The organism is Qipengyuania soli, from assembly GCF_015529805.1.
GTDB classification, from domain to species: Bacteria; Pseudomonadota; Alphaproteobacteria; order Sphingomonadales; family Sphingomonadaceae; genus Qipengyuania; species Qipengyuania soli.
In genome coordinates, this window is record NZ_CP064654.1 from 546,082 (window position 1) to 568,764 (window position 22,683).

Consider the following 22,683-nt stretch of genomic DNA (forward strand, 5'->3'; position numbering starts at 1 on the left):
TTTGCGATGCCAGATGGAACACGTCAGGCCAAGACCGGTTTCCACGGCCCCAACATTCCCTCGCGTGGAAGGATGGCCGGATTGCCGCTGCGGGCGAGCAGGCGGTGCTTCTCGAAGGGCCCCGGGCAATGCCACCCTCCGGTGTGCGCGGCGGTGAAATCCCAGCGGTCGTAATAGTCCGGATCGCCGATCATCACCTGCGGCAGAGGTGCTGCACCATCTTCGAAGCCGGCGTCGATCGCGCCGAGGCTGGCTGCCATCAGGGCCTTGCCGAAGCCTTCGCCCTGTCGCCCGGGCATGACGGCAACCGGGCCGACCATGATCATGGGGTGAGGGCGCCCTTCGGGATCGGTCAGCGCCACAGGCCACAGCTGGATCGTGCCGACGAGATAGTCGTCCTCGTCGAGCGCGGCGAAGCTCAGCCCTTCGAGCCAGTCGGTCCCTTCACGGATGCGATAGGCAGTGCGTGCATGGCGTCCCTCGCCGAAAGCGGCGTCGAGCAATTCTTCGACCATTGCCGGGTCTATCGCGGACAGGGGGACAAGCGTCGCCATAAGGGCGCGGCGCTTAGGACCGGCGAACGCCCAAGTCGATAGATTTCGCCTAGGCCCCGGTGAAGCTATTGCGGACGTAGTTCGAGCAGGCGTCCATCGCTGCCGTCCTCCAGCACCCACAGCGCGCCATCGGGTCCTTCGATCACCGAACGAACGCGATTGTCCATGGGATAGCGCGTCACCTCTCTTGCGGACTCGCCGTCGATGCGAACCCGGACGATGGCTTCGGAAGACAGGCCCGCAATCAGCAAGTCGCCCTTGAGACCGGGGAAGAGGTCGCCCGAATAGAAGGTCATGTTGCCCGGGGCGATGACCGGGGTCCAGCTGACCGCCGGCTTGGCGAAGCCGTCGTCGGCAGTGTGGTCAGGGATGTCTGATCCGTCGTAGTTGTCGCCGTTCGAGCGGACCGGCCAGCCATAGTTCTGGCCCTTCTTGACGAGGTTGAGTTCATCGCCACCCGCCGGGCCGTGCTCGACTTCCCACAGGCGTCCCTGCGCGTCGAAGTCCACGCCAAGCAGGTTGCGGTGGCCCCACGACCAGATCTGGTTCGAAGGACTGCCCTGGGCCTCCAGCGGATTGCCGGCGGCCGCCGTACCGTCGAGGTTGAGGCGAACGACGCTGCCCAACGTGTTCGTCGTGTCTTGCGCTGGATCGAACTTCTGGCGGTCGCCGCTGGTCACGAAGAGGTATTTCCCATCGGGACTGAAGGCGATGCGGTGGGAGTAGTGCCCGCGACCGCTCACCTTGGGTGTCTGGCGCCAGATGACCGCCAGTTTGGAAATTGCGCATTCGTCGGCCTGCTGGCAGTCCAGCGTGCCCCGACCGACTACGGCGCCGCGGGTGTCGCTCGGACCCGCCTCGACCCAGCTGAGGTAGATTGTCCGCGCGGTGGTCCCCTTGGCCTCCTCGCCCGGCAGGAATGCGACGTCGCCAAGGCCGCCCTGGCCTCCGTAATCGACGTTCGGCAGTCCCGTGACCGTGCCCAGCCTGCCATTGGCCGTATCGACGAACTTCATCGTTCCGGCCTTCTCGGTGATGAAGAGGAGTTTCGTGCCTGGCAGGAACGCCTCGGCCCAAGGCTGGGAAAAGCTGCCATGCGCAGTCTTTGCGAAGGTGAACCCTACCTCTGATCCGGTAGGGGATGGCGAGGGTGTCGATGTGGGCCCGTCGGTGGATGACCCGATGCTGCAGCTTGCCGCCATCAGTAGCGGGGCTAGGGTGGCGGCAATCATGGAAACGCGGCTCATCTTCTCATCCTCTCCCTCTTGCGGTCTAGGCGACGCGCCGCTGGTCGTCGGAGTGGACGAAGCGGGGCGCGGACCGCTGGCCGGGCCGGTGGTCGCAGCAGCAGTGGTGCTGTGCAACCCCTCACCGACCGGTCTTGATGATTCCAAAAAGCTTTCGCCCAAGCGGCGTTCCGAACTGGAGCCGCAAATCCTTGCGCGTTGCGCATGGGGGCTTGCCGTGGTGGAGCCGGAGGAGATCGACCGGCTCAACATCTTCGGCGCGACCATGTTGGCGATGACGCTTGCGGTGTCGCGACTGGTCGAGGCGCTTGGGTGTGAGCCCGACGCGGTGCTGATCGACGGCAATTTGACCCCGCATGGTCGCCATGCCGACTGGCGCTGGGCCGATGCCCGTCCGATCGTCGGCGGCGACGGCAAGGAGCAGTGCATTGGCGCCGCCTCGATCATCGCCAAGGAGTACCGCGACCGCCTGATGCTGGAGGCTGCGAAGGAGCACCCCCATTACGGGTGGGAGCGCAACAAGGGTTACGGCTCGGCCGAGCACATGGAGGCATTGCGCATCCACGGTCCGACACCGCTTCACCGGCGCAGCTTCGCTCCGGTGGCGCAAGCCGATCTGTTCGCCCTCGGAACCTGACCACCCGCCACTCGCTTTCCTCTGCAACAGGAGGATTTGATGGATAATTCCCATTCCGGACAATCGGGTCACGGCAAGTGGACGACCTTCTTCGCCATGATCGCCACGTCGGTCGTGACCATGTTCGTGCTGACCTATTTCAACAGCTGGCAGGTCGACCACGTGTTTTTCAGCCAGACGCGCATGTGGATGGCGCTGATGATGGGCTGCGCGATGATCGTGGTCATGCTCGGATTCATGTGGGGCATGTACAAATCGCGCACCACCAAGCTGCTGGTTCTTGGCGGGGCATTTGTCTTCGGCGCAGGCTTCCTCGCCCTCGTGCGCAGCCAGGAGACGGTGGACGACACCGCCTGGATGAAGGCGATGATCCCGCACCATTCGATTGCCGTGCTGACCAGTGCCCGTGCCGAGATCTCGGACCCGCGCGTGCGCAAGCTCGCCGACGACATCATCAAGGCTCAGGTCAAGGAAATCGAGGAGATGAAGCTGCTCATCGCCGATATCGAGGCGAATGGGGAATTGGGCGAGGGTACGCCGATCCCGGCGCGCAGCACAGCCCTGACTCCCGAACTGCGCGCCGAAGCACGCGAGGCAGCCGCCCGGTAATCGCCAACCCGGATCAATTTGTTGAGGCAGCTTCCCGTTCGGCAGCCTTCTCGGTCTCGATCTTTTCGCGCTGCTTGGCCACGGCGCGAGCCTGTGTGGCGAGCGCAGTCCATGTCGCTTCGGAACGGAGCGCCCTTTCGCGGACGTTGTCGAGCATGGCCGCTTTGGCGTCTGCAGCAGCTTCCCTGGCGCGGGCGGAATAGAATTCGTAAGTCTGGCTCATGCAGCCTCCCCTTGTCGGGTCGTGAGTGGAAGCGCGCTGCCAGCAACGAGGCCAGGCAGCGCGCTCCCGTGATCGGTCAGTCGGCAGCCGACAGATTGACGGCGCTTGCCTTGCCGTTGCGGCCGGTCTCGATCTCGTAGTTCAGGCGCTGTTCCTTATCGAGCGTGTGCATGCCTGCGGCCTGCACGGCACTGATGTGAACGAAGCTGTCGCCCGAACCATCGTCGGGCTGGATGAAGCCGTAGCCCTTGTCGGTGTTGAAGAATTTTACGGTGCCGGTCTTCGACATGATGTGTTCCTTTCCAGAACGTGGTTGCCCGAGGCGCAACTTGCCCCCGGGGTCGTGCGTCAAATCGTCCGATGAAAGGAAGTCGTCGTCTGGTTTTCGCCGTGGTCCCGATGCAGTGCATGCGGGCAGGTGGCGGTCGTCAAAGGCCGAAGTCCGTCGCAAATTTCGACGTCAGCGGTGGCTCAGTAGCACGACGGGGGCATTCGACCTAACGATTAAACCTGTTGCGGATTGAGTCCTTCGCGCCACACCCGCATCATCTTGAGTCCGGCGAATCTGTATGGACTCAATATCTTGTGCCGGACTCCTTTCGTTCTCTCTTGGATAACGGCCCGTTAACCATAACCGGCTATCGCAAGGCTCTTGACGCGGAGTCCGCTTGGACTCACCCTGTGGATAACTACGGACAGGGGAATATGATGGGGGTCATAGAGACCACGAAGAACCGCGCCCAAGCGGTTGTAAAAGCTGCTGCGACGCCGAAGGAGCTGCTCCCGCTGGGACAGATTATCCCGGGCGATTGCGTGGAAGCGATGCGGTCCATCCCGACCGCGTCGGTCGATCTCGTGTTCGCCGATCCGCCCTACAACCTCCAGCTCGGCGGAGACCTTGCGCGCCCCGATGGCAGCCATGTCGATGCCGTCACCGACGACTGGGATAAGTTCGATACCTTCGCCGCCTATGACGAGTTCACCCGCGACTGGCTGACCGAGGCGAAGCGCATCCTCAAGCCCGACGGCGCGCTGTGGGTCATCGGCAGCTACCACAACATCTTCCGCGTCGGTGCCATCCTGCAGGACCTGGGCTTCTGGATTCTCAACGACATCGTCTGGCGCAAGTCGAACCCCATGCCCAATTTCAAGGGCACTCGCTTCACCAATGCGCACGAGACGCTGATCTGGGCGAGCCAGGGCGAGAAGGCCAAGTACCACTTCAACTATCGCGCGATGAAGACGCTCAACGACGAGCTCCAGATGCGCAGCGACTGGGTCCTGCCGATCTGTTCGGGCGGCGAGCGGCTGAAGGAGGGCGGCACCAAGGTCCACCCGACGCAGAAGCCCGAAAGCCTGCTCTATCGCGTGCTCCTCTCGACCACCGAGAAGGGCGACGTCGTGCTCGACCCGTTCTTCGGCACCGGCACTACCGGCGCTGTGGCCAAGCGGCTCGGCCGCGAATGGATCGGCTGCGAGCGCGAAAGCGTCTATCGCGATGCGGCGCTGAAGCGGATCGAGAAGGAACTCCCGCTCGATGAAAGCGCGCTCACCACCATGCAGGCCGGCCGCGCCGCACCCAAGGTGGCCTTCGGCGCACTGGTCGAGGGCGGCTTCCTCAAGCCCGGTACCGAAGTGTTCGACAAGAAACGTCGCTGGGTCGCCACTGTGCGTGCGGACGGCTCGCTCGCTCATGGCAAGCAGGCAGGCAGCATCCACTCGCTCGGCAAGGACCTCCAAGGCGCACCCAGCTGCAACGGCTGGACCTTCTGGCACTACGAGAATGGCGGCGAGATCAAGCCTATCGACGCCGCGCGGCAGCTTTACCTGCTGGCGGTCGAGGACTAACTAGAGGGTAAGCGACGAAATTTCCTCGCGTTCGGCCTTCTCTCGCCGTTCGCGTTGAAGCTTTTCGCGATCAGCGGCAACTTTGCGCGCCTGTTCAGCCAATCCGCGGAAGGTAGCTTCCGATCGCAGGGCGCGTTCGCGCACGTTATCGAGCAAGGCCTCCTTGGCCTCCTTGGCGGCATCGCTCGCGCGGGCGGCATAGAAGTCGTAGGTCTGGCTCATATCTTCTTTTCCTTCGAATGCGCGGAAATGCGCCCCGGAATGCTTCCGGGGCGCGTCAATTCAATCAGTCTGCCGCGGAGAGGTTGATGGCGCTATCCTTGCCGTTGCGTCCCTGCTCGACTTCGAAGTTGACCCGCTGGTCCTTGTCGAGTGTGTCCATGCCCGCCGCCTGGACAGCAGAGATATGCACGAAGCTGTCAGCCGAGCCATCGTCAGGCTGAATGAAGCCATAACCCTTATCGGAATTGAAGAATTTAACTGTTCCGGCCTTACTCATTACTTGTTCCTTTCATGAACAACTAGTCTATAACCACCAAAATTGTGGCAAGTCGTGCTTAAAATCGTCCGATGAAAGGAAGTCGTCGTCTGCTTTACGCCAATACCTCATACGAGAAACGGGCGGCAATCAAATGCCGAAGTCCGTCGCAAATTTCGACGTCAGCGAGCCACTGTTAGCAGAATAACCGAACATCACATAACGATATCGGAATATTTTTATATACCTGCAATTTTATTTCTGTTACGAGGGGACATCGCGGCACCTGAACCAAGCAGCCGCGCCTGAGAGACACGCTGTGCTCCCGCTTATGCAAAGGAAGCCCACGTGGACCTGAACAAGCTATATTTCGATCATCAGATTGCGACCTCGCGAGCGGAGGTGGCCGGTTCTGCTGACTGCCGTGAGGCGCACAGGGAAGATGCGGCGGAACTGGCGATAAAGATCGGCAAGATCCAGCGTTCGCTCGGTGCGGCCGCTTCTGCGGCTTGGACTGCGCTCGGCAGCGCGGAAGTTTTGCGAGAGCGAGCGGCCAAGGTTCCATCGATTTCACGCGCTGCATGAAGGCAGCGCATGCCTCGCTACTTTTAGGCAATGCCGCAAGAGAGCGCCGTGACGACACTATCGCTTTCGCCATGTCGGTTATGAGCGCCGATGAGGCCCTTGCTTTCATGAACAGCGCAAACGCAGTGCTGGGCGGACGTCCCATCGATCTCGTAATGGCGAGCGAGCGCGGACGAAGAGTAGTTCGCGCTCACCTGAGCGTCATTTCGCTTTCAGGCACGTGAATTAGCCGCAGGAATCTGCGGAACCAAGGCGACCGAAGGGCAGTGATGCAAGTTGCATCGCTTCCCCGCCTTTGCGGCCCCTGTCCTCATTAGGGTGGGGGCCGTATTTTCATTCTGGATAAGTTCGAGGGCTGACCTGGTCATCCTGGAGGCCGAGGCGCAATGGAGCAATCTCATGCCAGCATGATCGTCATCCTCCCGCGGGCATTCATCCAGTGAGTATTTGCGAGGGTTGCCTAGGATTGTCCAATACGCGGGAATCCTATGAGTTGCTGTCTGTCCTACACTATGCGCAATCGCTAGCGTTCGAAACATGCCAAGTTGTCTCGTTGCTCAAGCGTCCACGTCTTCCACGACGTCACATTACACCCCTCAAAGGCAACACTTCCGCCCGCAAGGTCACACTCTGCCGATTTCCCCTCATAACCCTGTTCCATGTGTTCCATCCTGTGGGGTTTGCGCTAGGCAGGTCCTCCTATGATCCAGCACGCCACCATCCGCCCCATCGGCCTCGTCCCCGGTCCGCAATCAGAGCACGGCAATGCCGTCCGGTTGGCGGGCGGGATGATCTATGCGAGCCGCTTTGCAGTGGTTCTGCGGCGTGACGGCAAGGTGGTCGAACGCTGGCTCGCCTCACCCGACACGATTGCCGAGGTGATCGGGAACCTGCCCGATGGTTGCGGGGCCGAGGCCGAGGCGCAGTGGAGCAACCTCACGCTCGCACATCCGCCGCTGGCGCTGGGTGCGCGGACCATCCGGCTCGACCAGCCGCAGGTCATGGGCATCCTCAACGTCACGCCCGACAGCTTCAGCGATGGCGGCGCGCATGACAGCCCCGATGCCGCGCGCGAGCACGCCGCGGCCATGGTCGAGGCGGGGGCGGGCATCATCGACGTCGGCGGCGAGAGCACGCGGCCCGGCGCCAAGCCCCTGTGGGAAGGCGACGAGATCGCCCGCGTCGTTCCTGCGATCGAAGCCTGCGTCGCCATGGGCGCGGCGGTCAGTATCGACACGCGAAAGGCGGCGGTGATGGAGGCCGCGCTCGAAGCGGGGGCGCACATGGTCAACGACGTCTCCGGCCTCGCGCACGATCCGCGCAGCGCCGAAGTGGTCGCGCGCGCCGGCGTGCCGGTGGTGCTGATGCACGCACCGGGCGCGGCGGGCGAGGATCTCCACGAGGGCGGTGAATACGAGAACGTGGTGTTCGAGGTCTTCGATGCGCTGCGTGCGAGGCGCGATGCGGCGCTCAGCGCGGGGATCGAGGCGAAGAACATCCTCCTCGATCCGGGCATCGGCTTCGGCAAGTCGCTTGCCGAGAACCTTGCGTTGATCAACGCGCTGCCGCTGTTCCACGCGCTCGGCCATCCGCTGATGCTCGGCGCGAGCCGCAAGCGCATGATCGGCGCGCTCTCGAACGAGGCGGAGGCCGATGCGCGGCTCGGCGGCAGCATTGCGCTCGCCATGAAGGGCATGGATGCTAGCGTGCAGTTGCTGCGAGTCCACGACGTCCCCGAAACCGTCCAGGCGCGCAACGTCTGGCGCGGCCTGCGCGATGCGGCGCTGACCGACTTCGCGGACCTGCCGGGCTAGCTCCCGGGCGAGACGGCGCTACCCGCCAGCAGGCCGCCATCTAGGGTAAGCTCGGCGCCGGTCATGTAGCCGCTCTCGGGCGAAGCGAGGTAGACGCACAGCGCGGCGACCTCCTCGACCGTGCCGAAGCGCTTGAGTGGGGTGTCGGCGACCATCGCCGCCATCCGTTCCTCGCGGTCGGGACCGTCGCCGATCAGCGCTTCCCACATCGGGGTGAGCACGGCGGCAGGGTGGACCGAGTTGCAGCGGATGCTCAGCCCCTGCTGCGCGGCGTAGAGCGCGACCGACTTGGTGTGGTTGCGGATCGCGGCCTTGCTCGCCGCATAGGCCGCCGCGCCGGGAATGCCGACGAGGCCGGAGCGGGAGGAGATGTTGATGATCGACCCCGTTGCCTTGGCTCGCATGGAGCGCAGGGCATAGCGGCAGCCGAGGAAGCAGCCGTCGGTGTTGACCGCGTGAACCCGGTGCCATTCGGCGAGCGTGGCGTTCTCGGGGTCATGGGCGGCGGGGCCATCCTCGAAGCCGGTGATCCCGGCGTTGTTGACCAGCACGTCGACTTCGGGGAACGCCTTGGCCAGCCGGTCCCATTCGGCTTCGCTGGCCACGTCGAGCCGGTGCCACTCGCAGCCGAGTTCCGATGCAGCTTTCCTACCCGTTTCGGGATCGATATCGGTCAGCACCACGCGCGCACCTTCGTCGACAAAGGCCTTGCAGATCGCCTTGCCGATACCGCGCGCGCCGCCGGTGACGACGCACAGCATGTCGTTCAGTCTTTGCATGGGGACCGGCTAGGCCGGTCAGGCTGCGTTGTCGATGCCGAGCTCGGAAAGCTTCCGGTAAAGCGTCGAGCGCCCGATGCCGAGACGGCGGGCGACTTCGGTCATTCGCCCACGGTAGTGGCCGATGGCAAGGCGGATGACGTCGGCCTCGATGTCCTCGAGCGCGCGCAGATTGCCGTCCTCGGTGTAGAGCAGGACGCCGAGCCCGCGATGGCGGCTCTCGCCGCGGTCCGGGCTGTCGCCGAGCAGCTGCGAAAGCTGGGGGAAGCTCGACGCGGTCAGTGCCTCGCCGTCGCAGAACACGGCGGCCCGGAAAAGAACGGCCTGGAGCTGGCGGACGTTGCCCGGCCAATCGTATGCCTCGAGCAGGGTCAGCGCGCTGTCGGCGATGGAGTGATGCTGCAGGCCCGGTTGCTCGCCGATCTGCGAAAGGAAGTAGCGGGTAAGGGCAGGGATATCGCCCATGCGCTCGCGCAGCGCCGGCAGGCGGACGCGGGTAGCCGAGAGGATGTCGAACAGCTTCTTCGAGAAGTCGCCTGCGGCGACCAGCTCGTCGATGTCGAAATCGCTCGCTGCAAAGATTCGCACGTCGATCTTGAAACCATGCGATGCGCCGGTGGGGCGCACGATGCCGCTTTCGAGAACGTCGGCGAGACGGTCCTGGAGGACAAGGTCCATCCGGTCGATGTCGTCAAACAGCAGCGTCCCGCCGTCGCAGGATTCGAGCAGGCCGGTCTGGCGATCGAAGGCACCGGCGAAGGCGCCCTTCTCGTGACCGAAGACGAGCGATTCCAGCGACATCGACGGCATGGAGCCGCAGTTCACCAGCTTCATCGCGTTCTTGGCGCGGGTCGAGGAGCCGTGCATGGCCCGCATCAGCATTTCCTTGCCCGTGCCACTTTCGCCTTCGACCAGCGCATGCCCGTGGCCACGCGCTGCGGTCGCGGCCTTTGCCAGGGCAGTGCGGAACGGTGGGGCGGAGCCGACCATGGCATCGAAGTCGAGCGCTGCTGCGAACTTCTCTGTCATCGGCTGTAGTTCGTCGCGCGGAGCCTCGTCGCGGGTCGCGCTGCGCAGTGCAGCGAGCAGGCGATCGGGACCGACCGGCTTTATGAGGTAGTCTGTTGCTCCCGAGCGCATGGCTTCCACCGCCAGCAACGGCGAAGTGCTCGCGGTCAGCATAAGCAGCGGCACATCGGGGCGGAGTTGGCGGATCTGGCGTATGAGTTCGCAGGCGTCTTCGCCCGGAACCCACTGGTCGAGCAGGACAGCGCGGATTTCACCGCTTTCGTCGGCGGCCAGCTTCTGGATCGCTTCTTCGCCAGAACCGACAACGAGCGTGCGCCAACCCTCGCGCGATGCAAGTGCGCTGACGAATCGGCTCTGCGCCGGTTCGTCGTCGATCAGCATAAGCAGGCGGGTGTCGTCGCTCGCCATGGTTGTCCCGGGCTCCCATTTGGCGGCCACGCAGGTCGCCTTCGCGAATGACTTACGGGAAAGGAGTAAAGACCCGATTAAGGCTGCCGGCTTTGGGGAATGGGACGAAGGTGGGACTTGAGCCACCGCGCCTAGCGCGATAGACCGCCGCCAACGACAATCCGCAACCTCAGGGGTATCGCATGAATTCCGCCAACGACATGAAGGCGCACAGCAAGACCTATTCCTCGTTCATCGGCATGCTCAAGTGGGCGATCCCGGTGATTGCCGCGATTACGGCGCTCGTCGTCATACTGATTTCGAACTAACGCACCTCCGATGCGGATCGCGGTGCTGAAGGAGCGCGCGGCCGGCGAGAGCCGTGTTGCGATCACGCCTGAAACGGTGAAGAAATTCATCGGCTTGGGTGCCAGCGTTGCGGTCGAGGGAGGGGCAGGTCTCGGCGCTGCAATCACCGACGACGCCCTGCGAGAAGCGGGTGCAGAACTCGGTTCTGCAGCCGCGACGATAAAGGACGCCGACATCGTGCTTGGCGTGCAGGCCCCGGATATCGCTTCGCTGGCCGGAGCAAAGCCCGGTGCGTGGGTGGCGGCGACTTTCGATCCATTCCGCAACGCGGCGCTGGTCGACGCCTATGCCAAGGCCGGCTTCGAAGCGCTGAGTATGGAATTCATGCCGCGCATCACGCGTGCGCAGAGCATGGATGTGCTCTCCAGCCAGTCCAACCTCGCGGGCTACAAGGCCGTTCTCGCCGCGGCGAACGAATATGGTCGCGCTTTCCCGATGATGATGACCGCTGCCGGTACCGTGCAGGCGGCGAAGTGCTTCGTCATGGGGGTGGGCGTTGCGGGGCTCCAGGCGATTGCGACCGCCAAGCGCCTCGGCGCGCAGGTCTCCGCGACCGACGTCCGTTCGGCGACCAAGGAGCAGATCCAGTCGCTCGGTGCCAAGCCGATCTTCGTCGAGAATGTCGCCGGGATCGAGGGCGAGGGTTCGGGCGGCTATGCCACCGAAATGAGCGAGGAATACCGGAAGGCGCAGGCCGAACTGGTGTCCAGCCATATCGCCAAGCAGGACATCGTCATCACGACTGCTTTGATTCCAGGGCGCGCTGCTCCCCGGCTGATCAGCGACGCGCAGATTGCCAGTATGAAGCCCGGCAGCGTGATCTTCGACCTCCCAGTCGCGCAGGGCGGCAATGTCGAAGGCTCGGTCGCCGACCAGATAGTCGAAAAGCACGGCGTGAAGATCGTCGGCTATTCCAACACCGCAGGCCATCTCGCCGCCGACGCCTCGGCCCTGTTCGCGCGCAATCTGTTCAACTTCCTCTCGGCCTTCTGGGACAAGGAAGCGGGCAAGCCTGTCCTCGACGAGGAAATCGGCAATGCCGTGCGCCTGACGCAGGGCGGCAAGGTCGTGAACGAGAGGCTGGCAGCACAGTAATCCGGACCCGGGGAGGGCCACAGTGGACTTCATTTCGATCCTGTCGATCTTCGTGCTGGCGTGTTTCGTCGGCTATTACGTGGTCTGGTCGGTCACGCCCGCGCTGCACACGCCGCTGATGGCGGTGACCAATGCGATTTCATCGGTGATCATTGTCGGCGCGCTGATCTCAGCCGCGGAGGCCGGGAATGACGTCGCGAAATGGCTCGGCTTGCTTGGCGTGGTCCTGGCGAGCGTAAATATCTTCGGCGGATTTGCCGTAACCGAGCGCATGCTGGCGATGTACAAGAAGAAGGAGAAGAAGTGATGTTCTCCGTTCTTGGCCAGACGACTGCCTGTGCAGATCCGGTGACGATGGATTGCAGCTACATGAAGGCGATCGCTGCGAGTGCCTCCGAAACCGCGGCCGCGCATGGTCCTGTGAACCCGTGGGTCGCACTCGCCTATCTCGTGGCGGGAATCTTCTTCATCCTTGCCCTGCGTGGCCTGTCGTCACCTTCGACGAGCCGCACGGGCAACCGCTTCGGCATGATCGGTATGCTGATTGCCGTGGTGACCACGCTGCTGACGCACTCGGTGGTCAACATCGTCGAGATCGGGATTGCGATCTTCCTCGGCGGGATCATCGGCGTCACCGTCGCGCGGCGCATCGCGATGACGCAGATGCCCGAACTGGTCGCGGCGTTCCACTCGCTGGTCGGCCTTGCCGCTGTGCTGGTCGGCTGGGCGGCCTATCTCAGTCCCAGTGCCTTCGGACTGCTGGCCGCCGACGGCGGGATCGAGTCCGTCAGCAAGATCGAGATGGGTTTGGGTATCGCCATCGGTGCGATCACCTTTTCGGGCTCGGTCATCGCCTTCCTCAAGCTTTCGGGCAAGATGAGCGGTGCGCCGATCCTCCTGCCTGCGCGCCACGTCATCAACCTCGGCACGCTGGCCGCCATTATCGTGCTGACCGCGATGTTCGCCATGGCCGGTCCTGCCGAGACCATGCCGCTGATCGTAGCATTAACGGTGCTGAGCTTCGTGATCGGTTTCCTGCTGATCATCCCCATCGGCGGGGCGGACATGCCGGTCGTCGTCTCGATGCTGAACAGCTATTCTGGCTGGGCCGCGGCAGCGATGGGCTTCACGCTTGGCAATACGGCCATGATCATCACCGGCGCACTGGTCGGCAGCTCGGGCGCGATCCTCAGTTACATCATGTGTCGCGCTATGAACCGCAGCTTCATCAGCGTCATTGCCGGCGGCTTCGGTGCCGATGCGGGCGCAGGTGGTGGCGAAGCCAAGGAACAGCGTCCCTACAAGCAGGGCAGCGCGGCCGATGCGGCCTTCATGCTCGAACAGGCGGAAAAGGTCATCATCATCCCCGGCTACGGCATGGCGGTGGCGCAGGCACAGCACGCTCTGCGCGAGATGGCCGACATTCTCGAGGAGAAGGGTGTCGAGGTGAAATACGCCATCCACCCTGTTGCAGGCCGCATGCCCGGGCACATGAACGTGCTCCTCGCCGAAGCCAGTGTTCCCTACGAGAACGTCTATGAGCTGGAGGACATCAACTCCGAATTCGCCCAGGCCGACGTCGCCTTCATTATCGGCGCGAATGACGTGGTCAATCCGGCGGCCAAGACCGACAAGACCAGCCCCATCTATGGCATGCCGGTGTTCGACGTCGACAAGGCCAAGCAGGTCTTCTTCATCAAGCGCAGCATGGGCGGCGTGGGTTACGCGGGCGTCGACAACGACGTATTCTACATGGACCAGACCATGATGCTGCTCGCCGATGCGAAGAAGATGGTCGAGGATATCGTCAAGGCGCTGGACTGAGGTCGTGTTTTGAAGCGCGTCCTGCTCGTCATAGTCGTGCTGCTTATTGCCGGCGGTGCCGTCTGGTTCTTTACCGGCGGGCCAGAGCGTGTTGCACGCCAGCGGATCGAGAGCGAGCTGGTCGCACGGGGGCTTCCGCAACCGATGGCCGAGTGCATGGCGACCCGCATGTCCGAGCAATTGTCGATTGCGCAGCTCCGCAAGCTCGAGGCGCTGAAGCCCGAGGCGGGTGAGGCCGATGTGCCGATGACCGTCGCGGGCGTGCTCGAGCGGGTCCGTCGGGTCGGCGATCCCGAAGTCGTCGAGGTCACCGCCACCTCGGCCGCGATCTGCGCCTTCGGCGGTATCTGACCTACACCAGCTTGCAATCGCGCCCCCTTGCGGCATGATGCCGGGCAGGGGAGAAAGCCGATGACGCGATATTTCGCTGCTGCCGCTGCACTGCTGATGGCATCCACTGCGCTGGCTCATGACGGACACGAACATGCCGATGCCACGCTCGAGCGGGTGGGCACCGAATACATGGTCATGCAGACCAGCGCGAAGCCTGAGGCACGGGAACCCTTCCTTCGCGGCCTCGCGCTGCTCCACAACTTCGAATACAACTACGCCGCGGAGGAATTCCAGCGCGCCCAGGCCGCCGATCCGGGCTTCGTCATGGCCTATTGGGGCGAGGCGATGAGCTACAACCACTCGCTTTGGGAAGAGCAGGATCGCGACAAGGCGCTCGCGGCTCTCGCGAAGCTGGGACCGACACCCGCAGCCCGCGCGGCGAAGGCGCGCAATCCTCGCGAGGCCGGCTGGCTGGCCGCGGTCGAGGCACTGTATGGCGAAGGCACCAAGCAGGAACGGGACATGGCCTACCTCGCCGCCATGCAGCGTCTTTTCGATGCGGACCCGTCCGACATCGATGCGCGCGCCTTTACCGGGCTTGCGATCCTCGGTTCGTCACATGGCGGGCGCCAGATCCCCATCTATATGCGCGCAGCCGGTCTGCTGGAGCCGGGCTTCATCACCAACGATCACCATCCGGGTATCCTGCATTACCTGATCCATTCCTACGACGATCCGGTCCATGCGCCGCTCGGGGCACGCGCAGCTGAGCGCTATGCCAAGGTCGCGCCCGATGCGGGCCATGCCCAGCATATGGTGAGCCACATCTTCCACGCGCTGGGCGACTGGCAGGCGTCCGAACTGGCCAACATCAACGCGGACTCGGTGGTGGATCGCCAGCGGGCTGCACAAGGTCGCGATCCCGCATTTTGTGGGCACTACAACGAGTGGCTGGTCTATGCGCTGATCCATCAGGGCAAGGATGCCAGCGCGATCGTCGACGGCTGCCGGGCCCAGGCTATCGCCGCGATTGCGGGAGAGCGGAAGGGGCGCCTCGGGTTCGGGGCACCGTCGAGCTATGGTGCGATTTCGCTCTGGAACGGGGTATTGACCGGAAACTGGCCGGATCCGGTCGAGGGCGCGGGCGATGGCTATCTACTGATGCGCTTCGACCTCGCGACTTCGCGCCTTCTCGCCCATCGTGACGACGTTGCGGAGATGCGCTCGACGCTTGAGGAGATGCGTAGCCTCGGCAGCGAGATCGCGAGCGTATTGCCGACCGAGGATCCGCTCAACACCTACACCATGCCGTGGATTTCCCGCCAGCTTGCTCAAGGAGAGGCACTGGTGGCACTGGCTTCGGGCAAGACTGAAGACGGCCTCGCCATGCTCCGCGCAGCAGCCGAAGCCGAAGACGCCTTGCCCGAGGAATTCGGACCGCCTGCAATCGCCATCCCCAGTTACGAAATGCTTGGCCAGCAACTCCTGGTACTCGGGCGCAAGGAGGAGGCAGCGGCGGCATTCCGGATGGCGCTGGCCTTCTCGCCGGGCCGCAAGCCTTCGCTCGACGGGCTTGCCGTAGCGGAAGGTTCCGGCGGCTAGCGCCTCCGCTTGCAATCGCGCTCCCTTGCGGCAGTATGGGTTGCAAGGGAGAGACTCATGATCCGTCTGACGATTGCCGCAGCCATGCTGGCAAGTGCCGCGCCGGTGCTTGCCGAAACCCACTCGGTGACGCCCGGAGACGGAGCGCAGGAGCGCCTGCAGGAAGCGCTCATCATGGCCAAGCCCGGAGACGAAATCGTCCTCGCTGCGGGACGCTACTCCCTTACTGACGGCCTAAGTCTCGACGTCGACGGTGTGACCATCCGCGGGGCGGGCATGGACGGCACGGTACTCGATTTCACCACCCAGAAGGGAGCGGGTGAAGGCCTGCTGGTGACCAGCGATAACGTCACGCTGCGTGATTTCGCACTGGAGAATCCGAAGGGTGACGGGATCAAGTCCAAGGGTGCCGACAACATCATCTACCATCGCATCCGGGTAACTTGGACCAATGGTCCTGCGCCCACCAACGGCGCCTATGGCATCTACCCGGTCGAAAGCGACGGCGTGCTTGTCGACGGGGCAAAGGTTTCGGGCGCGTCCGATGCGGGCATTTATGTGGGGCAGTCGAACCACATCACCGTGCGCAACTCGATTGCCGAGGCCAATGTTGCCGGCATCGAGATCGAGAACAGCCGCAATGCTCTGGTCGAGCACAATGTCGCCACGCGCAACACGGGTGGGATCCTGATCTTCGACCTGCCCGGGCTGCCGGTCATGGGTGGCGGAAACGTCATCGTCGCGAACAACCTTGTTGTCGCGAACGACACCCCCAACTTTGCACCCCCGGGCAACATCGTCGCAGGAGTGCGCCGCGGGACAGGCATCATGGTCATGGCCAACGACCGCGTGCTGGTCGAGGACAATATCCTCTCGGGCAACCCGACCGCGCCCATCATGATAATTTCGTACACGCAGGCGTTCACCGATCCGCGGTACGATCCGTTTCCGCGCAATGTGACGGTCGGCGCCAATTTGATCGCCAACGGGGGTTACGATCCCCAGCTCGAAAGTGCGGAGCAACTGCTCGCAGCCTTCGGTGGCGAATTGCCTCCGCTGCTGTGGGACGGGCTCGGAAACCCGACCTCTGCGCTCTACGTTGCGCCGGGTACCAAGGGATGGACGCTCGGTCTGACAGAGCAGGGCAAGGGACTGACAGGTGCTCAGCCTGCGCCGCTTACCAATGTTCCGGCACCGGTCGAAATATTCTACCGCGAAGGCATTGGAGCTCCACCCGCGCTGCTTGAAAGGCTGGGTGGATGAAGCATTTCGCCTGGGTCGCTTGCGCCGCGCTGGCATTTTCCGGCGCGATGGTGGCGCGCGCGACCCCGCCCCGCTCGGTCAACGAAGTCGCGATAACCGATGCTGCGATGCCGAGGCTGCTGTCCGAGTACGGTTTCTTTACCGACGCGCCGGCGCAGTTGCCGGGCAAGGGCGTCACGCCCTATCGTCTAAATACGCCGCTGTTTTCGGACGGAGCTGAAAAGCTGCGCTTCGTCTACGTGCCGACAGGTTCAATGGCGCGGGCGAATGGCGAGAACCTGCTCGACCTGCCTGTCGGAAGTGCGCTCATCAAGACCTTTGCCTTTCAGCAGGATGGCAAGCGCCGCCTGATCGAAACCCGTGTACTCCTGCACCGTGCCGACGGGTGGCTCGCGCTGCCCTATCTGTGGAACGACGAGCAGACCGAGGCCCGGCTTGCAATAGCGGGGGCGCGGCTCGACCTCGTCACGCCGAAGGGCGAGGCGATCAGCTACCGCGTCCCCAACAAGAACCAGTGCAAGGAGTGCCACGGATTGAACGGTGTAGTGACGCCGATTGGCCCCAAGGCGCGCAATCTGTCACGCGACTGGCTCGCGGCGATGGTCGATGCCGGGCACCTCGACAAATTGCCCCAGGATGTCGACCAGCTTCCCGTGTGGGAGGATCGCGAGAGCGCCAACCTCACGGCCGCGGCGCGCGCCTACCTCGACGTGAACTGCGCCCATTGCCACCGTCCCGGGGCCACGGCATCGAACAGCGGGCTCGACCTGCGCTGGGAGCAGCAGGACCCGCACGCGATCGGCATCGGCAAGCGCCCGGTGGCAGCCGGGCGCGGGGCAGGCGGAAATTTGTTCGACATTGTCCCCGGTGCACCTGACAAGTCGATCATCGCTTATCGCATGAGCACAACCGAGCCGGGCGTTGCCATGCCGGAGATTGGCAAGGAGACGGTCGACAGCGACGGGCTGGCCATCGTGCGCAAGTGGATCGAGGAGATGGCTCCATGAAGTGGCTCTGGCGCATTCTTGGCATACTGCTTGGCCTGCTGGTCGTGCTGTTCTTCGTGTTTCGGGTTCCCGATACCGATCCCGTGGAGATGCGTGCGAAATATGCCACTGCCCCGTCGCAGTTGGTGAAGCTCGCCGATGGCCGTGAAATCCATCTCCGCGACGAGGGACCGCGCGATGCGCCGGTCATCATCCTGCTTCACGGCTCGAACGCCGACCTTTCCTCTTGGCAGAAATGGACCGAGGCCCTGCGCGACAAGTACCGGGTGATCCGCTTCGACCAGCGTGGCCACGGGCTGACCGGACCTGCGCCCGACGACGATTACGACCTCACGGCATTCGTTGACGATGTCGACGAAGTTGCGGATGCACTGGAGGTCGGGACTTTCACCTTGGGAGGCAATTCGATGGGTGGCGGGATCGCGATGGAATACGCCATCGCCAATCCCGACAGGCTCGACGCGCTTATCCTCGTCGACGCGGGCGGAGCTCCGATCGAGCGCAAGGGTAGTGGTAATCTTGCTTTCACTCTCGCAGGCAAGCCGGTCATCGGCGACTTGATGAGCCAGCTCTTGCCGCGTTCGCTTGTCGAGAAGAGCCTGTCGCAGAGCGTATCGAACCAAGCCGTGGTCACCCCCGAGACGGTCGATCGCTATTGGGAGATGGCTCGCTATCCAGGCGCGCGCGCGGCCACGCGCAAGCGCTTCTCTACCCCACGAAGGTCCTTCTCGGCGGAAAGCGTCGCTGCGATGCAGGTCCCGACGCTCGTGATGTGGGGTGAAGAGGATGCTCTGATCCCCTATGACGCGGCAGGCTGGTACATGGACCATCTCCCCAACGCCAAGCTGGTCCACTACCCGGGGATCGGGCACCTTCCGATGGAAGAGGCACCGGAAAAGAGCGTCGCAGACCTGACGGCCTGGCTCGACAAAACGCTGGCGACGCGTCGCCCGGCTTCTGCGGAACCGGTCGAAACGCTGTCCGTTTCTACGCCTTAGGATCGTTTAAGGGCCGCACGGTTGACCGTCGGTTACAAAGGAAGGGGCGCAGGGTTTGCGGAAACTGGGGTTGATTGGCGGGATGAGCTGGATCTCGACCCGCGACTATTACGAACGGATAAATCGGCTGGTGCAGAAGAGGGTTCCTCCCATGGCGGGCCCGCCGATGCTCATCGAGAGCCTCGACTATTTGCAGATTTACCAGGCGAAACAGGTAGAGGATTGGGATGCCGTTGCCGCGATCCTGATCGATTCAGCACGGCGGCTCGAGGGTGCCGGGGCCGAGGGGCTGGTGATCGCTGCGAACGCGATGCACAAGGTGTACGACCGCATAGCGGAAGCCGTTTCGATACCCGTGCTCCATATCGCCGACAGTGTCGGTCGGGCGATGCAGGAGGCCGACTGCAAGAGCGCGGCGCTGCTCGGCACGCGATATGTCATGACCGAAAGTTTCTATCGCCAGCGTCTCGTCGCGCACGGTGTAGATTTGCTTCCTCCGCAGCCTGAAGACGTCGAGATGGTCGATGGCATCATCTACAAGGAACTTATGCTGGGTCGCGTGACGCGCGATGCAGAGCGGGCAATCAAGACGATTATTACGATGAAAGAAAAGGAAGGGGCGGAAGCGATCGTCCTCGCCTGTGCCGAACTCGAACTGGTGGTCGATACCGATGCGAATGTTCTGCCGGTGTTCGATTCAACTACGATCCACTGCAAGGAAATTGCCGATTGGATACTCGAATGATGCGTCAATCGGTCAGGTACCGATAGAAAAGAGCGCGAAGAAGTTTTTTCAACGAAATTTACCATGACGATATTGATGCAAAGTTTTTTGTCGGCATGATGCACCTTCCTAACTCTGGGAAGGGACTCACAATATGAAAATTACCGTTGGTCGCATGGCGGCCGCGAGCGTCCTTGCGCTTGCGGCAGCGGGGATGTCTGTCTCGGGTACGGCCCAATCGGCCCCCGCAGCAGGCTCCAAGATCGAGAACTCCTACATCTGCGTTTTCAACCCCGGTCTCGTCGCCAAGGGCAACGTCAAGGCCGAGGCGGCCCGCTCCGCCAACGCTGCCGGTGGTGGTGTCGGCCACACCTACCAGAACACCATTCGCGGCTTCTCCATCAACGCTTCGGCCCAGGGCGTTGCAAAGATGCAGGCCAACAACCCGCGCATCGCTTTCTGCGAGCAGGACCAGGTCATCACCACGATGCAGAGCGGCAAGCCGGGTGGCGTCACCGCCCAGGCCGAGACTCTGCCGTGGGGCATCCAGCGCGTTAACGGCGGTCAGACCGGCGCGACCGGTCGAGCGATCGTCATCGACACCGGTGTCGACTTCACCCACCCCGATATCAACGTGAACACTTCGCTTGCGCGCAATTTCACCAAGGATCGTGACGGAAACGATCTCAACGGCCACGGCACCCACGTCGCCGGCACGATCGCTGCGATCGCCGGAAACGGCATCGGCGTCATCGGGGTCGCTCCGGGCGTAACGGTTATCCCGGTCAAGGTTCTCGACCGTCGCGGCTCGGGTTCGAACAGCGGCGTCATCGCCGGCATCGACTATGCAGCAAGCATTGCTGCAAGCGGTGATGTGGCCAACATGAGCTTGGGTGGCGGCTTTAGCCAGGCGCTCAACGATGCAGTCATTGCCGCAGCCGGAAGCGGACTGAAGTTTGCCCTGGCCGCAGGCAACGAGAGCACGAGCGCAACTACCAAGTCACCTGCATCGGCCAACCACCCGAACATCTACACAGTGTCGTCGTTCGCACAGGGTGACAATTGGTCGAGCTTCTCGAACTATGGCAACCCGCCGGTCGATTATGCCGAGCCGGGTTCGTCGATCTACTCGACCTACAAGGGAGGCGGTTATGCCACCCTGTCGGGCACCTCGATGGCCAGCCCCCACATGGCGGGCCTGCTGCTCCTTGGTGCCATCCGCAGCGGCGGTTCGGTCAACAATGACCCCGACGGTAAGCCGGACACCATCGGCATCCACTGATAGGATATCGAAATCGGGAGGGGCCGCGCGGCATACGTCGCGCGGCCCTTTCTTTTTGCCGATAAGCAGGCGGGTTCGCTTTTCGTTCACGTTGTCGCGCGCGGGTACCTGACCTAAGCCGCTGCCACCCATGAAAAGAGCCCGCTACGCTGCCGACCCCGCCAAGTCCCGCGGGCGCGAATTCGCCGAAAATCGCGACGGAACTCGCGGTCCTCGCAGCGAGTTCCAGCGCGACCGGGACCGGATAGTTCACTCGATCGCTTTCCGCCGCCTGCGCTCGAAGACGCAGGTCTTTATCGCACCGGACGGCGACCATTATCGCACGCGCCTGACGCATAGTATCGAGGTCGCGCAGATTGGCCGGGTGATCGCGCGCGAACTTGGTCTGGACGAGGACCTGACCGAAGCCCTCTGCCTTGCTCACGATATCGGCCATCCGCCCTTCGGTCATGCAGGGGAGAAGGCACTGGAAGAGGCAATGACCCACGCGGGCGGTTACGACCACAATGCGCAGGGAATCCGCACGCTAGCACGGCTCGAGAGCCCGTATTGCGAACACGAGGGCCTCAACCTCACCTGGGAAACGCTGGAAGGCATGGCCAAGCACAACGGCCCGGTCGACGCACCACATTGGGCTTTGGCGGAGGTCGACGCTGCCTTCCCGCTCTCGCTTGGCGAATGGCCTTCGCTTGAGGCCCAGGTCGCGGCAATTGCCGACGACATCGCCTATGACAACCACGATATCGATGACGGCCTACGTGCCGGATTCCTCGAGCTTGACGACCTGCTTACGCTCGACTGGCTCGGCGACCAGTGGCGCGCGGTGGAGCGGCGGTTCCCGAACGCATCGCGCGACCGCCAGCTGCGCGAGCTCGTGCGTACGCAGATCGGTACCATGGTCAACGATGTACTGGTGCAAACGCGGTCGCAATTGGGTGGCATCGACAGCGCCGACGACGTGCGTGCCGCCGGACATGCTCTGGCGACTTTCTCGCCCGCGATGCGCGACCAGGAACGCGGTCTCAAGCACTTCATGTACGAGCGGCTCTACTATCACCCCGACCAGCTTTCGACAGCGGAGCGGGCGCGCGACGTGATTGCGCGCCTGTTCGTCGCCTATAGTCAGGATTCATCGACGATGCCCGATGACTGGCTTTCGCAGATGCCCGCATCCGAACCGCATCGCAGCCGCCATATCGCCGACTTCATCGCCGGCATGACCGATCGATACGCCATCGACCAGGTGCGCCGGATCTATGGTCGCGCACCCGAAGGTTTGAGCAATGTCTGAGACAATCCGCATTGCGCTTGTCGGCTCGACCGGCCTGATTGGCCGCACCGTCATGCAGGCTTGCGTAGGGCGCGAGGATTTGCGCCTTACCGCTATCGCCCGGCGTGAGGCAAAGCTGCCCGAAGGGGCGCGGATGGAAATGTTCGTCGCAGACCCTGCGCAGTGGGACGAAGTGATTGAGGCGATCAAGCCGAAGGCGATCATTTGCGCGCTTGGCACGACATGGAAGAAGTCTGGACAGGACGAAGCGGCATTCCGCGCGGTGGACCAGGATCTCGTCATGGCTGTCGCCAGGGCCGCGAAAGAGCACGGTGTCGAACGTTTCGTTCACGTCAGTTCGGTTGGGGCGGACTTCGCGTCGAAGAACTTCTACCTTCGCGTCAAGGGCGAGGTCGAGCGGGACCTTGGCAAATTGCGACTGGGACGCCTCGACATTCTGCGCCCCGGATTGCTTCGCGGGACGCGCGAGAACGACCGAAGAGTCGCGGAACGCTTGGGGATTGCAGCTGCGCCCTTGGTCAATCTTGCCCTGCAAGGGCAGTACCGCAAGTACCGTGCCATCAAGGCGGAGACAGTTGCCGACGCTGCATTGGCTCTTGCCAAACGAAACGCTAGGGGGCGCTTCGTGCACGATAACGATGCGATTGTTCGCGCGGCCAAGAGTTTGCCGAAGATCGGTGCCGAAGACGACTAGGGATTGAAGGG

General features: G+C 63.2%; 26 protein-coding genes. 18 read left to right on the plus strand and 8 right to left on the minus strand.

All coding sequences use genetic code 11. The features are described 5' to 3' along the window. Nucleotides 1-23: 23 nt before the first annotated feature. Nucleotides 24-554, minus strand: a complete 531-nt coding sequence (locus IRL76_RS02690) for a GNAT family N-acetyltransferase (protein WP_200982919.1) — start codon at nt 552-554, stop codon at nt 24-26. 65 nt (nt 555-619) lie between these two features. Next, nucleotides 620-1,801 carry a PQQ-dependent sugar dehydrogenase gene (locus IRL76_RS02695; RefSeq protein WP_200982921.1) on the minus strand — a complete coding sequence of 394 codons (1,182 nt, stop codon included), beginning with the start codon at nt 1,799-1,801 and terminating at the stop codon, nt 620-622. Here IRL76_RS02695 and IRL76_RS02700 point away from each other — a divergent pair. Continuing rightward, nucleotides 1,785-2,438: a ribonuclease HII gene (locus IRL76_RS02700; RefSeq protein ID WP_200982923.1), complete on the plus strand. Its 654-nt coding sequence runs from the start codon at nt 1,785-1,787 to the stop codon at nt 2,436-2,438. The genes IRL76_RS02695 and IRL76_RS02700 overlap by 17 nt on opposite strands. Nucleotides 2,439-2,477: 39 nt before the next feature. After that, nucleotides 2,478-3,047 carry a DUF305 domain-containing protein gene (locus IRL76_RS02705; protein ID WP_200982925.1) on the plus strand — a complete coding sequence of 190 codons (570 nt, stop codon included), beginning with the start codon at nt 2,478-2,480 and terminating at the stop codon, nt 3,045-3,047. Nucleotides 3,048-3,060: 13 nt separating this feature from the next. Here the strand turns inward: IRL76_RS02705 and IRL76_RS02710 are convergent, their stop codons facing one another. Both IRL76_RS02710 and IRL76_RS02715 read right to left on the minus strand, forming a co-directional pair. Continuing rightward, nucleotides 3,061-3,270, minus strand: a complete 210-nt coding sequence (locus IRL76_RS02710; protein WP_200982927.1) for a hypothetical protein — start codon at nt 3,268-3,270, stop codon at nt 3,061-3,063. A gap of 76 nt (nt 3,271-3,346) precedes the next feature. After that, on the minus strand, nt 3,347-3,559 hold the full coding sequence (locus tag IRL76_RS02715; protein WP_200982929.1) for a cold-shock protein: 213 nt from the start codon (nt 3,557-3,559) through the stop codon (nt 3,347-3,349). 419 nt (nt 3,560-3,978) lie between these two features. On the opposite strand from IRL76_RS02715, the gene IRL76_RS02720 reads away from it, so the two are divergent. Next, nucleotides 3,979-5,118: a site-specific DNA-methyltransferase gene (locus IRL76_RS02720; RefSeq protein ID WP_200984146.1), complete on the plus strand. Its 1,140-nt coding sequence runs from the start codon at nt 3,979-3,981 to the stop codon at nt 5,116-5,118. Here IRL76_RS02720 and IRL76_RS02725 read toward each other — a convergent pair whose 3' ends face one another. After that, the gene (locus tag IRL76_RS02725) at nt 5,119-5,340 is read right to left on the minus strand and encodes a hypothetical protein (protein WP_200982931.1); all 222 of its coding nucleotides are present in this window, start codon (nt 5,338-5,340) and stop codon (nt 5,119-5,121) included. 64 nt (nt 5,341-5,404) lie between these two features. Next, on the minus strand, nt 5,405-5,617 hold the full coding sequence (locus IRL76_RS02730) for a cold-shock protein (protein WP_200982933.1): 213 nt from the start codon (nt 5,615-5,617) through the stop codon (nt 5,405-5,407). A 381-nt stretch (nt 5,618-5,998) separates the two neighbouring features. Between IRL76_RS02730 and IRL76_RS02735 the strand changes: the two genes are divergently transcribed. After that, the gene (locus IRL76_RS02735) at nt 5,999-6,181 is read left to right on the plus strand and encodes a hypothetical protein (RefSeq protein WP_200982935.1); all 183 of its coding nucleotides are present in this window, start codon (nt 5,999-6,001) and stop codon (nt 6,179-6,181) included. A gap of 701 nt (nt 6,182-6,882) precedes the next feature. Next, nucleotides 6,883-7,995, plus strand: a complete 1,113-nt coding sequence (folP, locus tag IRL76_RS02745) for a dihydropteroate synthase (protein ID WP_200982938.1) — start codon at nt 6,883-6,885, stop codon at nt 7,993-7,995. Here folP and IRL76_RS02750 read toward each other — a convergent pair. Next, nucleotides 7,992-8,774, minus strand: a complete 783-nt coding sequence (locus tag IRL76_RS02750) for an SDR family NAD(P)-dependent oxidoreductase (protein ID WP_200982940.1) — start codon at nt 8,772-8,774, stop codon at nt 7,992-7,994. The genes folP and IRL76_RS02750 overlap by 4 nt on opposite strands. 18 nt (nt 8,775-8,792) lie before the next feature. Then, complete coding sequence (locus tag IRL76_RS02755) at nt 8,793-10,211, minus strand: sigma-54-dependent transcriptional regulator (RefSeq protein WP_200984147.1); 1,419 nt, start codon at nt 10,209-10,211, stop codon at nt 8,793-8,795. A 182-nt stretch (nt 10,212-10,393) separates the two neighbouring features. Between IRL76_RS02755 and IRL76_RS02760 the strand changes: the two genes are divergently transcribed. From IRL76_RS02760 to IRL76_RS02820, 13 genes are all read left to right on the plus strand, one after another. After that, nucleotides 10,394-10,519: an aa3-type cytochrome c oxidase subunit IV gene (locus tag IRL76_RS02760; RefSeq protein ID WP_200982942.1), complete on the plus strand. Its 126-nt coding sequence runs from the start codon at nt 10,394-10,396 to the stop codon at nt 10,517-10,519. A gap of 10 nt (nt 10,520-10,529) precedes the next feature. Continuing rightward, entirely contained in the window at nt 10,530-11,654 is a 1,125-nt protein-coding gene (locus IRL76_RS02765) for an NAD(P) transhydrogenase subunit alpha (RefSeq protein ID WP_200982944.1), read from the plus strand. 22 nt (nt 11,655-11,676) lie between these two features. Then, nucleotides 11,677-11,961, plus strand: coding sequence for an NAD(P) transhydrogenase subunit alpha part 2 (locus tag IRL76_RS02770; protein ID WP_200982946.1), 285 nt, complete (start codon nt 11,677-11,679; stop codon nt 11,959-11,961). Nucleotides 11,962-12,023: 62 nt separating this feature from the next. Beyond that, on the plus strand, nt 12,024-13,478 hold the full coding sequence (locus tag IRL76_RS02775) for an NAD(P)(+) transhydrogenase (Re/Si-specific) subunit beta (protein WP_200984148.1): 1,455 nt from the start codon (nt 12,024-12,026) through the stop codon (nt 13,476-13,478). A gap of 9 nt (nt 13,479-13,487) precedes the next feature. Beyond that, nucleotides 13,488-13,829, plus strand: a complete 342-nt coding sequence (locus IRL76_RS02780) for a hypothetical protein (RefSeq protein WP_200982948.1) — start codon at nt 13,488-13,490, stop codon at nt 13,827-13,829. Nucleotides 13,830-13,889: 60 nt separating this feature from the next. After that, nucleotides 13,890-15,413 (plus strand): tetratricopeptide repeat protein, encoded by a 1,524-nt coding sequence (locus IRL76_RS02785; protein WP_200982950.1) that lies wholly within the window; start codon nt 13,890-13,892, stop codon nt 15,411-15,413. Between the two features lie 57 nt (nt 15,414-15,470). Beyond that, nucleotides 15,471-16,676, plus strand: a complete 1,206-nt coding sequence (locus IRL76_RS02790) for a parallel beta-helix domain-containing protein (RefSeq protein WP_200982951.1) — start codon at nt 15,471-15,473, stop codon at nt 16,674-16,676. Further along, nucleotides 16,673-17,683: an SO2930 family diheme c-type cytochrome gene (locus tag IRL76_RS02795; protein ID WP_200982953.1), complete on the plus strand. Its 1,011-nt coding sequence runs from the start codon at nt 16,673-16,675 to the stop codon at nt 17,681-17,683. Before IRL76_RS02790 ends, IRL76_RS02795 begins: the two co-directional genes overlap by 4 nt. Beyond that, nucleotides 17,680-18,681, plus strand: a complete 1,002-nt coding sequence (locus IRL76_RS02800) for an alpha/beta fold hydrolase (protein WP_200982956.1) — start codon at nt 17,680-17,682, stop codon at nt 18,679-18,681. Before IRL76_RS02795 ends, IRL76_RS02800 begins: the two co-directional genes overlap by 4 nt. 55 nt (nt 18,682-18,736) lie before the next feature. Then, nucleotides 18,737-19,426 carry an aspartate/glutamate racemase family protein gene (locus IRL76_RS02805; protein WP_200982958.1) on the plus strand — a complete coding sequence of 230 codons (690 nt, stop codon included), beginning with the start codon at nt 18,737-18,739 and terminating at the stop codon, nt 19,424-19,426. A gap of 133 nt (nt 19,427-19,559) precedes the next feature. Further along, a complete protein-coding gene (locus tag IRL76_RS02810) occupies nt 19,560-20,687 on the plus strand; it encodes a S8 family serine peptidase (RefSeq protein ID WP_246449939.1) in 1,128 nt (375 codons plus the stop codon). 130 nt (nt 20,688-20,817) lie between these two features. Next, nucleotides 20,818-21,978 (plus strand): deoxyguanosinetriphosphate triphosphohydrolase, encoded by a 1,161-nt coding sequence (locus IRL76_RS02815; protein ID WP_200982960.1) that lies wholly within the window; start codon nt 20,818-20,820, stop codon nt 21,976-21,978. Then, nucleotides 21,971-22,672, plus strand: coding sequence for an NAD(P)H-binding protein (locus IRL76_RS02820; RefSeq protein ID WP_200982962.1), 702 nt, complete (start codon nt 21,971-21,973; stop codon nt 22,670-22,672). Before IRL76_RS02815 ends, IRL76_RS02820 begins: the two co-directional genes overlap by 8 nt. The last annotated feature ends 11 nt before the right edge of the window (nt 22,673-22,683 follow it).

Coding starts and splice junctions, on each gene's coding strand:
- IRL76_RS02690 (WP_200982919.1), bottom strand. CDS start 554: ATGGCGACGCTTGTCCCCCTGTCCGCGATAGACCCGGCAATGGTCGAA.
- IRL76_RS02695 (WP_200982921.1), bottom strand. CDS start 1,801: ATGAGCCGCGTTTCCATGATTGCCGCCACCCTAGCCCCGCTACTGATG.
- IRL76_RS02705 (WP_200982925.1), top strand. CDS start 2,478: ATGGATAATTCCCATTCCGGACAATCGGGTCACGGCAAGTGGACGACC.
- IRL76_RS02725 (WP_200982931.1), bottom strand. CDS start 5,340: ATGAGCCAGACCTACGACTTCTATGCCGCCCGCGCGAGCGATGCCGCC.
- folP (WP_200982938.1), top strand. CDS start 6,883: ATGATCCAGCACGCCACCATCCGCCCCATCGGCCTCGTCCCCGGTCCG.
- IRL76_RS02720 (WP_200984146.1), top strand. CDS start 3,979: ATGGGGGTCATAGAGACCACGAAGAACCGCGCCCAAGCGGTTGTAAAA.
- IRL76_RS02730 (WP_200982933.1), bottom strand. CDS start 5,617: ATGAGTAAGGCCGGAACAGTTAAATTCTTCAATTCCGATAAGGGTTAT.
- IRL76_RS02820 (WP_200982962.1), top strand. CDS start 21,971: ATGTCTGAGACAATCCGCATTGCGCTTGTCGGCTCGACCGGCCTGATT.
- IRL76_RS02795 (WP_200982953.1), top strand. CDS start 16,673: ATGAAGCATTTCGCCTGGGTCGCTTGCGCCGCGCTGGCATTTTCCGGC.
- IRL76_RS02760 (WP_200982942.1), top strand. CDS start 10,394: ATGAATTCCGCCAACGACATGAAGGCGCACAGCAAGACCTATTCCTCG.
- IRL76_RS02755 (WP_200984147.1), bottom strand. CDS start 10,211: ATGGCGAGCGACGACACCCGCCTGCTTATGCTGATCGACGACGAACCG.
- IRL76_RS02790 (WP_200982951.1), top strand. CDS start 15,471: ATGATCCGTCTGACGATTGCCGCAGCCATGCTGGCAAGTGCCGCGCCG.
- IRL76_RS02815 (WP_200982960.1), top strand. CDS start 20,818: ATGAAAAGAGCCCGCTACGCTGCCGACCCCGCCAAGTCCCGCGGGCGC.
- IRL76_RS02810 (WP_246449939.1), top strand. CDS start 19,560: ATGAAAATTACCGTTGGTCGCATGGCGGCCGCGAGCGTCCTTGCGCTT.
- IRL76_RS02765 (WP_200982944.1), top strand. CDS start 10,530: ATGCGGATCGCGGTGCTGAAGGAGCGCGCGGCCGGCGAGAGCCGTGTT.
- IRL76_RS02800 (WP_200982956.1), top strand. CDS start 17,680: ATGAAGTGGCTCTGGCGCATTCTTGGCATACTGCTTGGCCTGCTGGTC.
- IRL76_RS02700 (WP_200982923.1), top strand. CDS start 1,785: ATGGAAACGCGGCTCATCTTCTCATCCTCTCCCTCTTGCGGTCTAGGC.
- IRL76_RS02750 (WP_200982940.1), bottom strand. CDS start 8,774: ATGCAAAGACTGAACGACATGCTGTGCGTCGTCACCGGCGGCGCGCGC.
- IRL76_RS02775 (WP_200984148.1), top strand. CDS start 12,024: ATGAAGGCGATCGCTGCGAGTGCCTCCGAAACCGCGGCCGCGCATGGT.
- IRL76_RS02710 (WP_200982927.1), bottom strand. CDS start 3,270: ATGAGCCAGACTTACGAATTCTATTCCGCCCGCGCCAGGGAAGCTGCT.
- IRL76_RS02715 (WP_200982929.1), bottom strand. CDS start 3,559: ATGTCGAAGACCGGCACCGTAAAATTCTTCAACACCGACAAGGGCTAC.
- IRL76_RS02785 (WP_200982950.1), top strand. CDS start 13,890: ATGACGCGATATTTCGCTGCTGCCGCTGCACTGCTGATGGCATCCACT.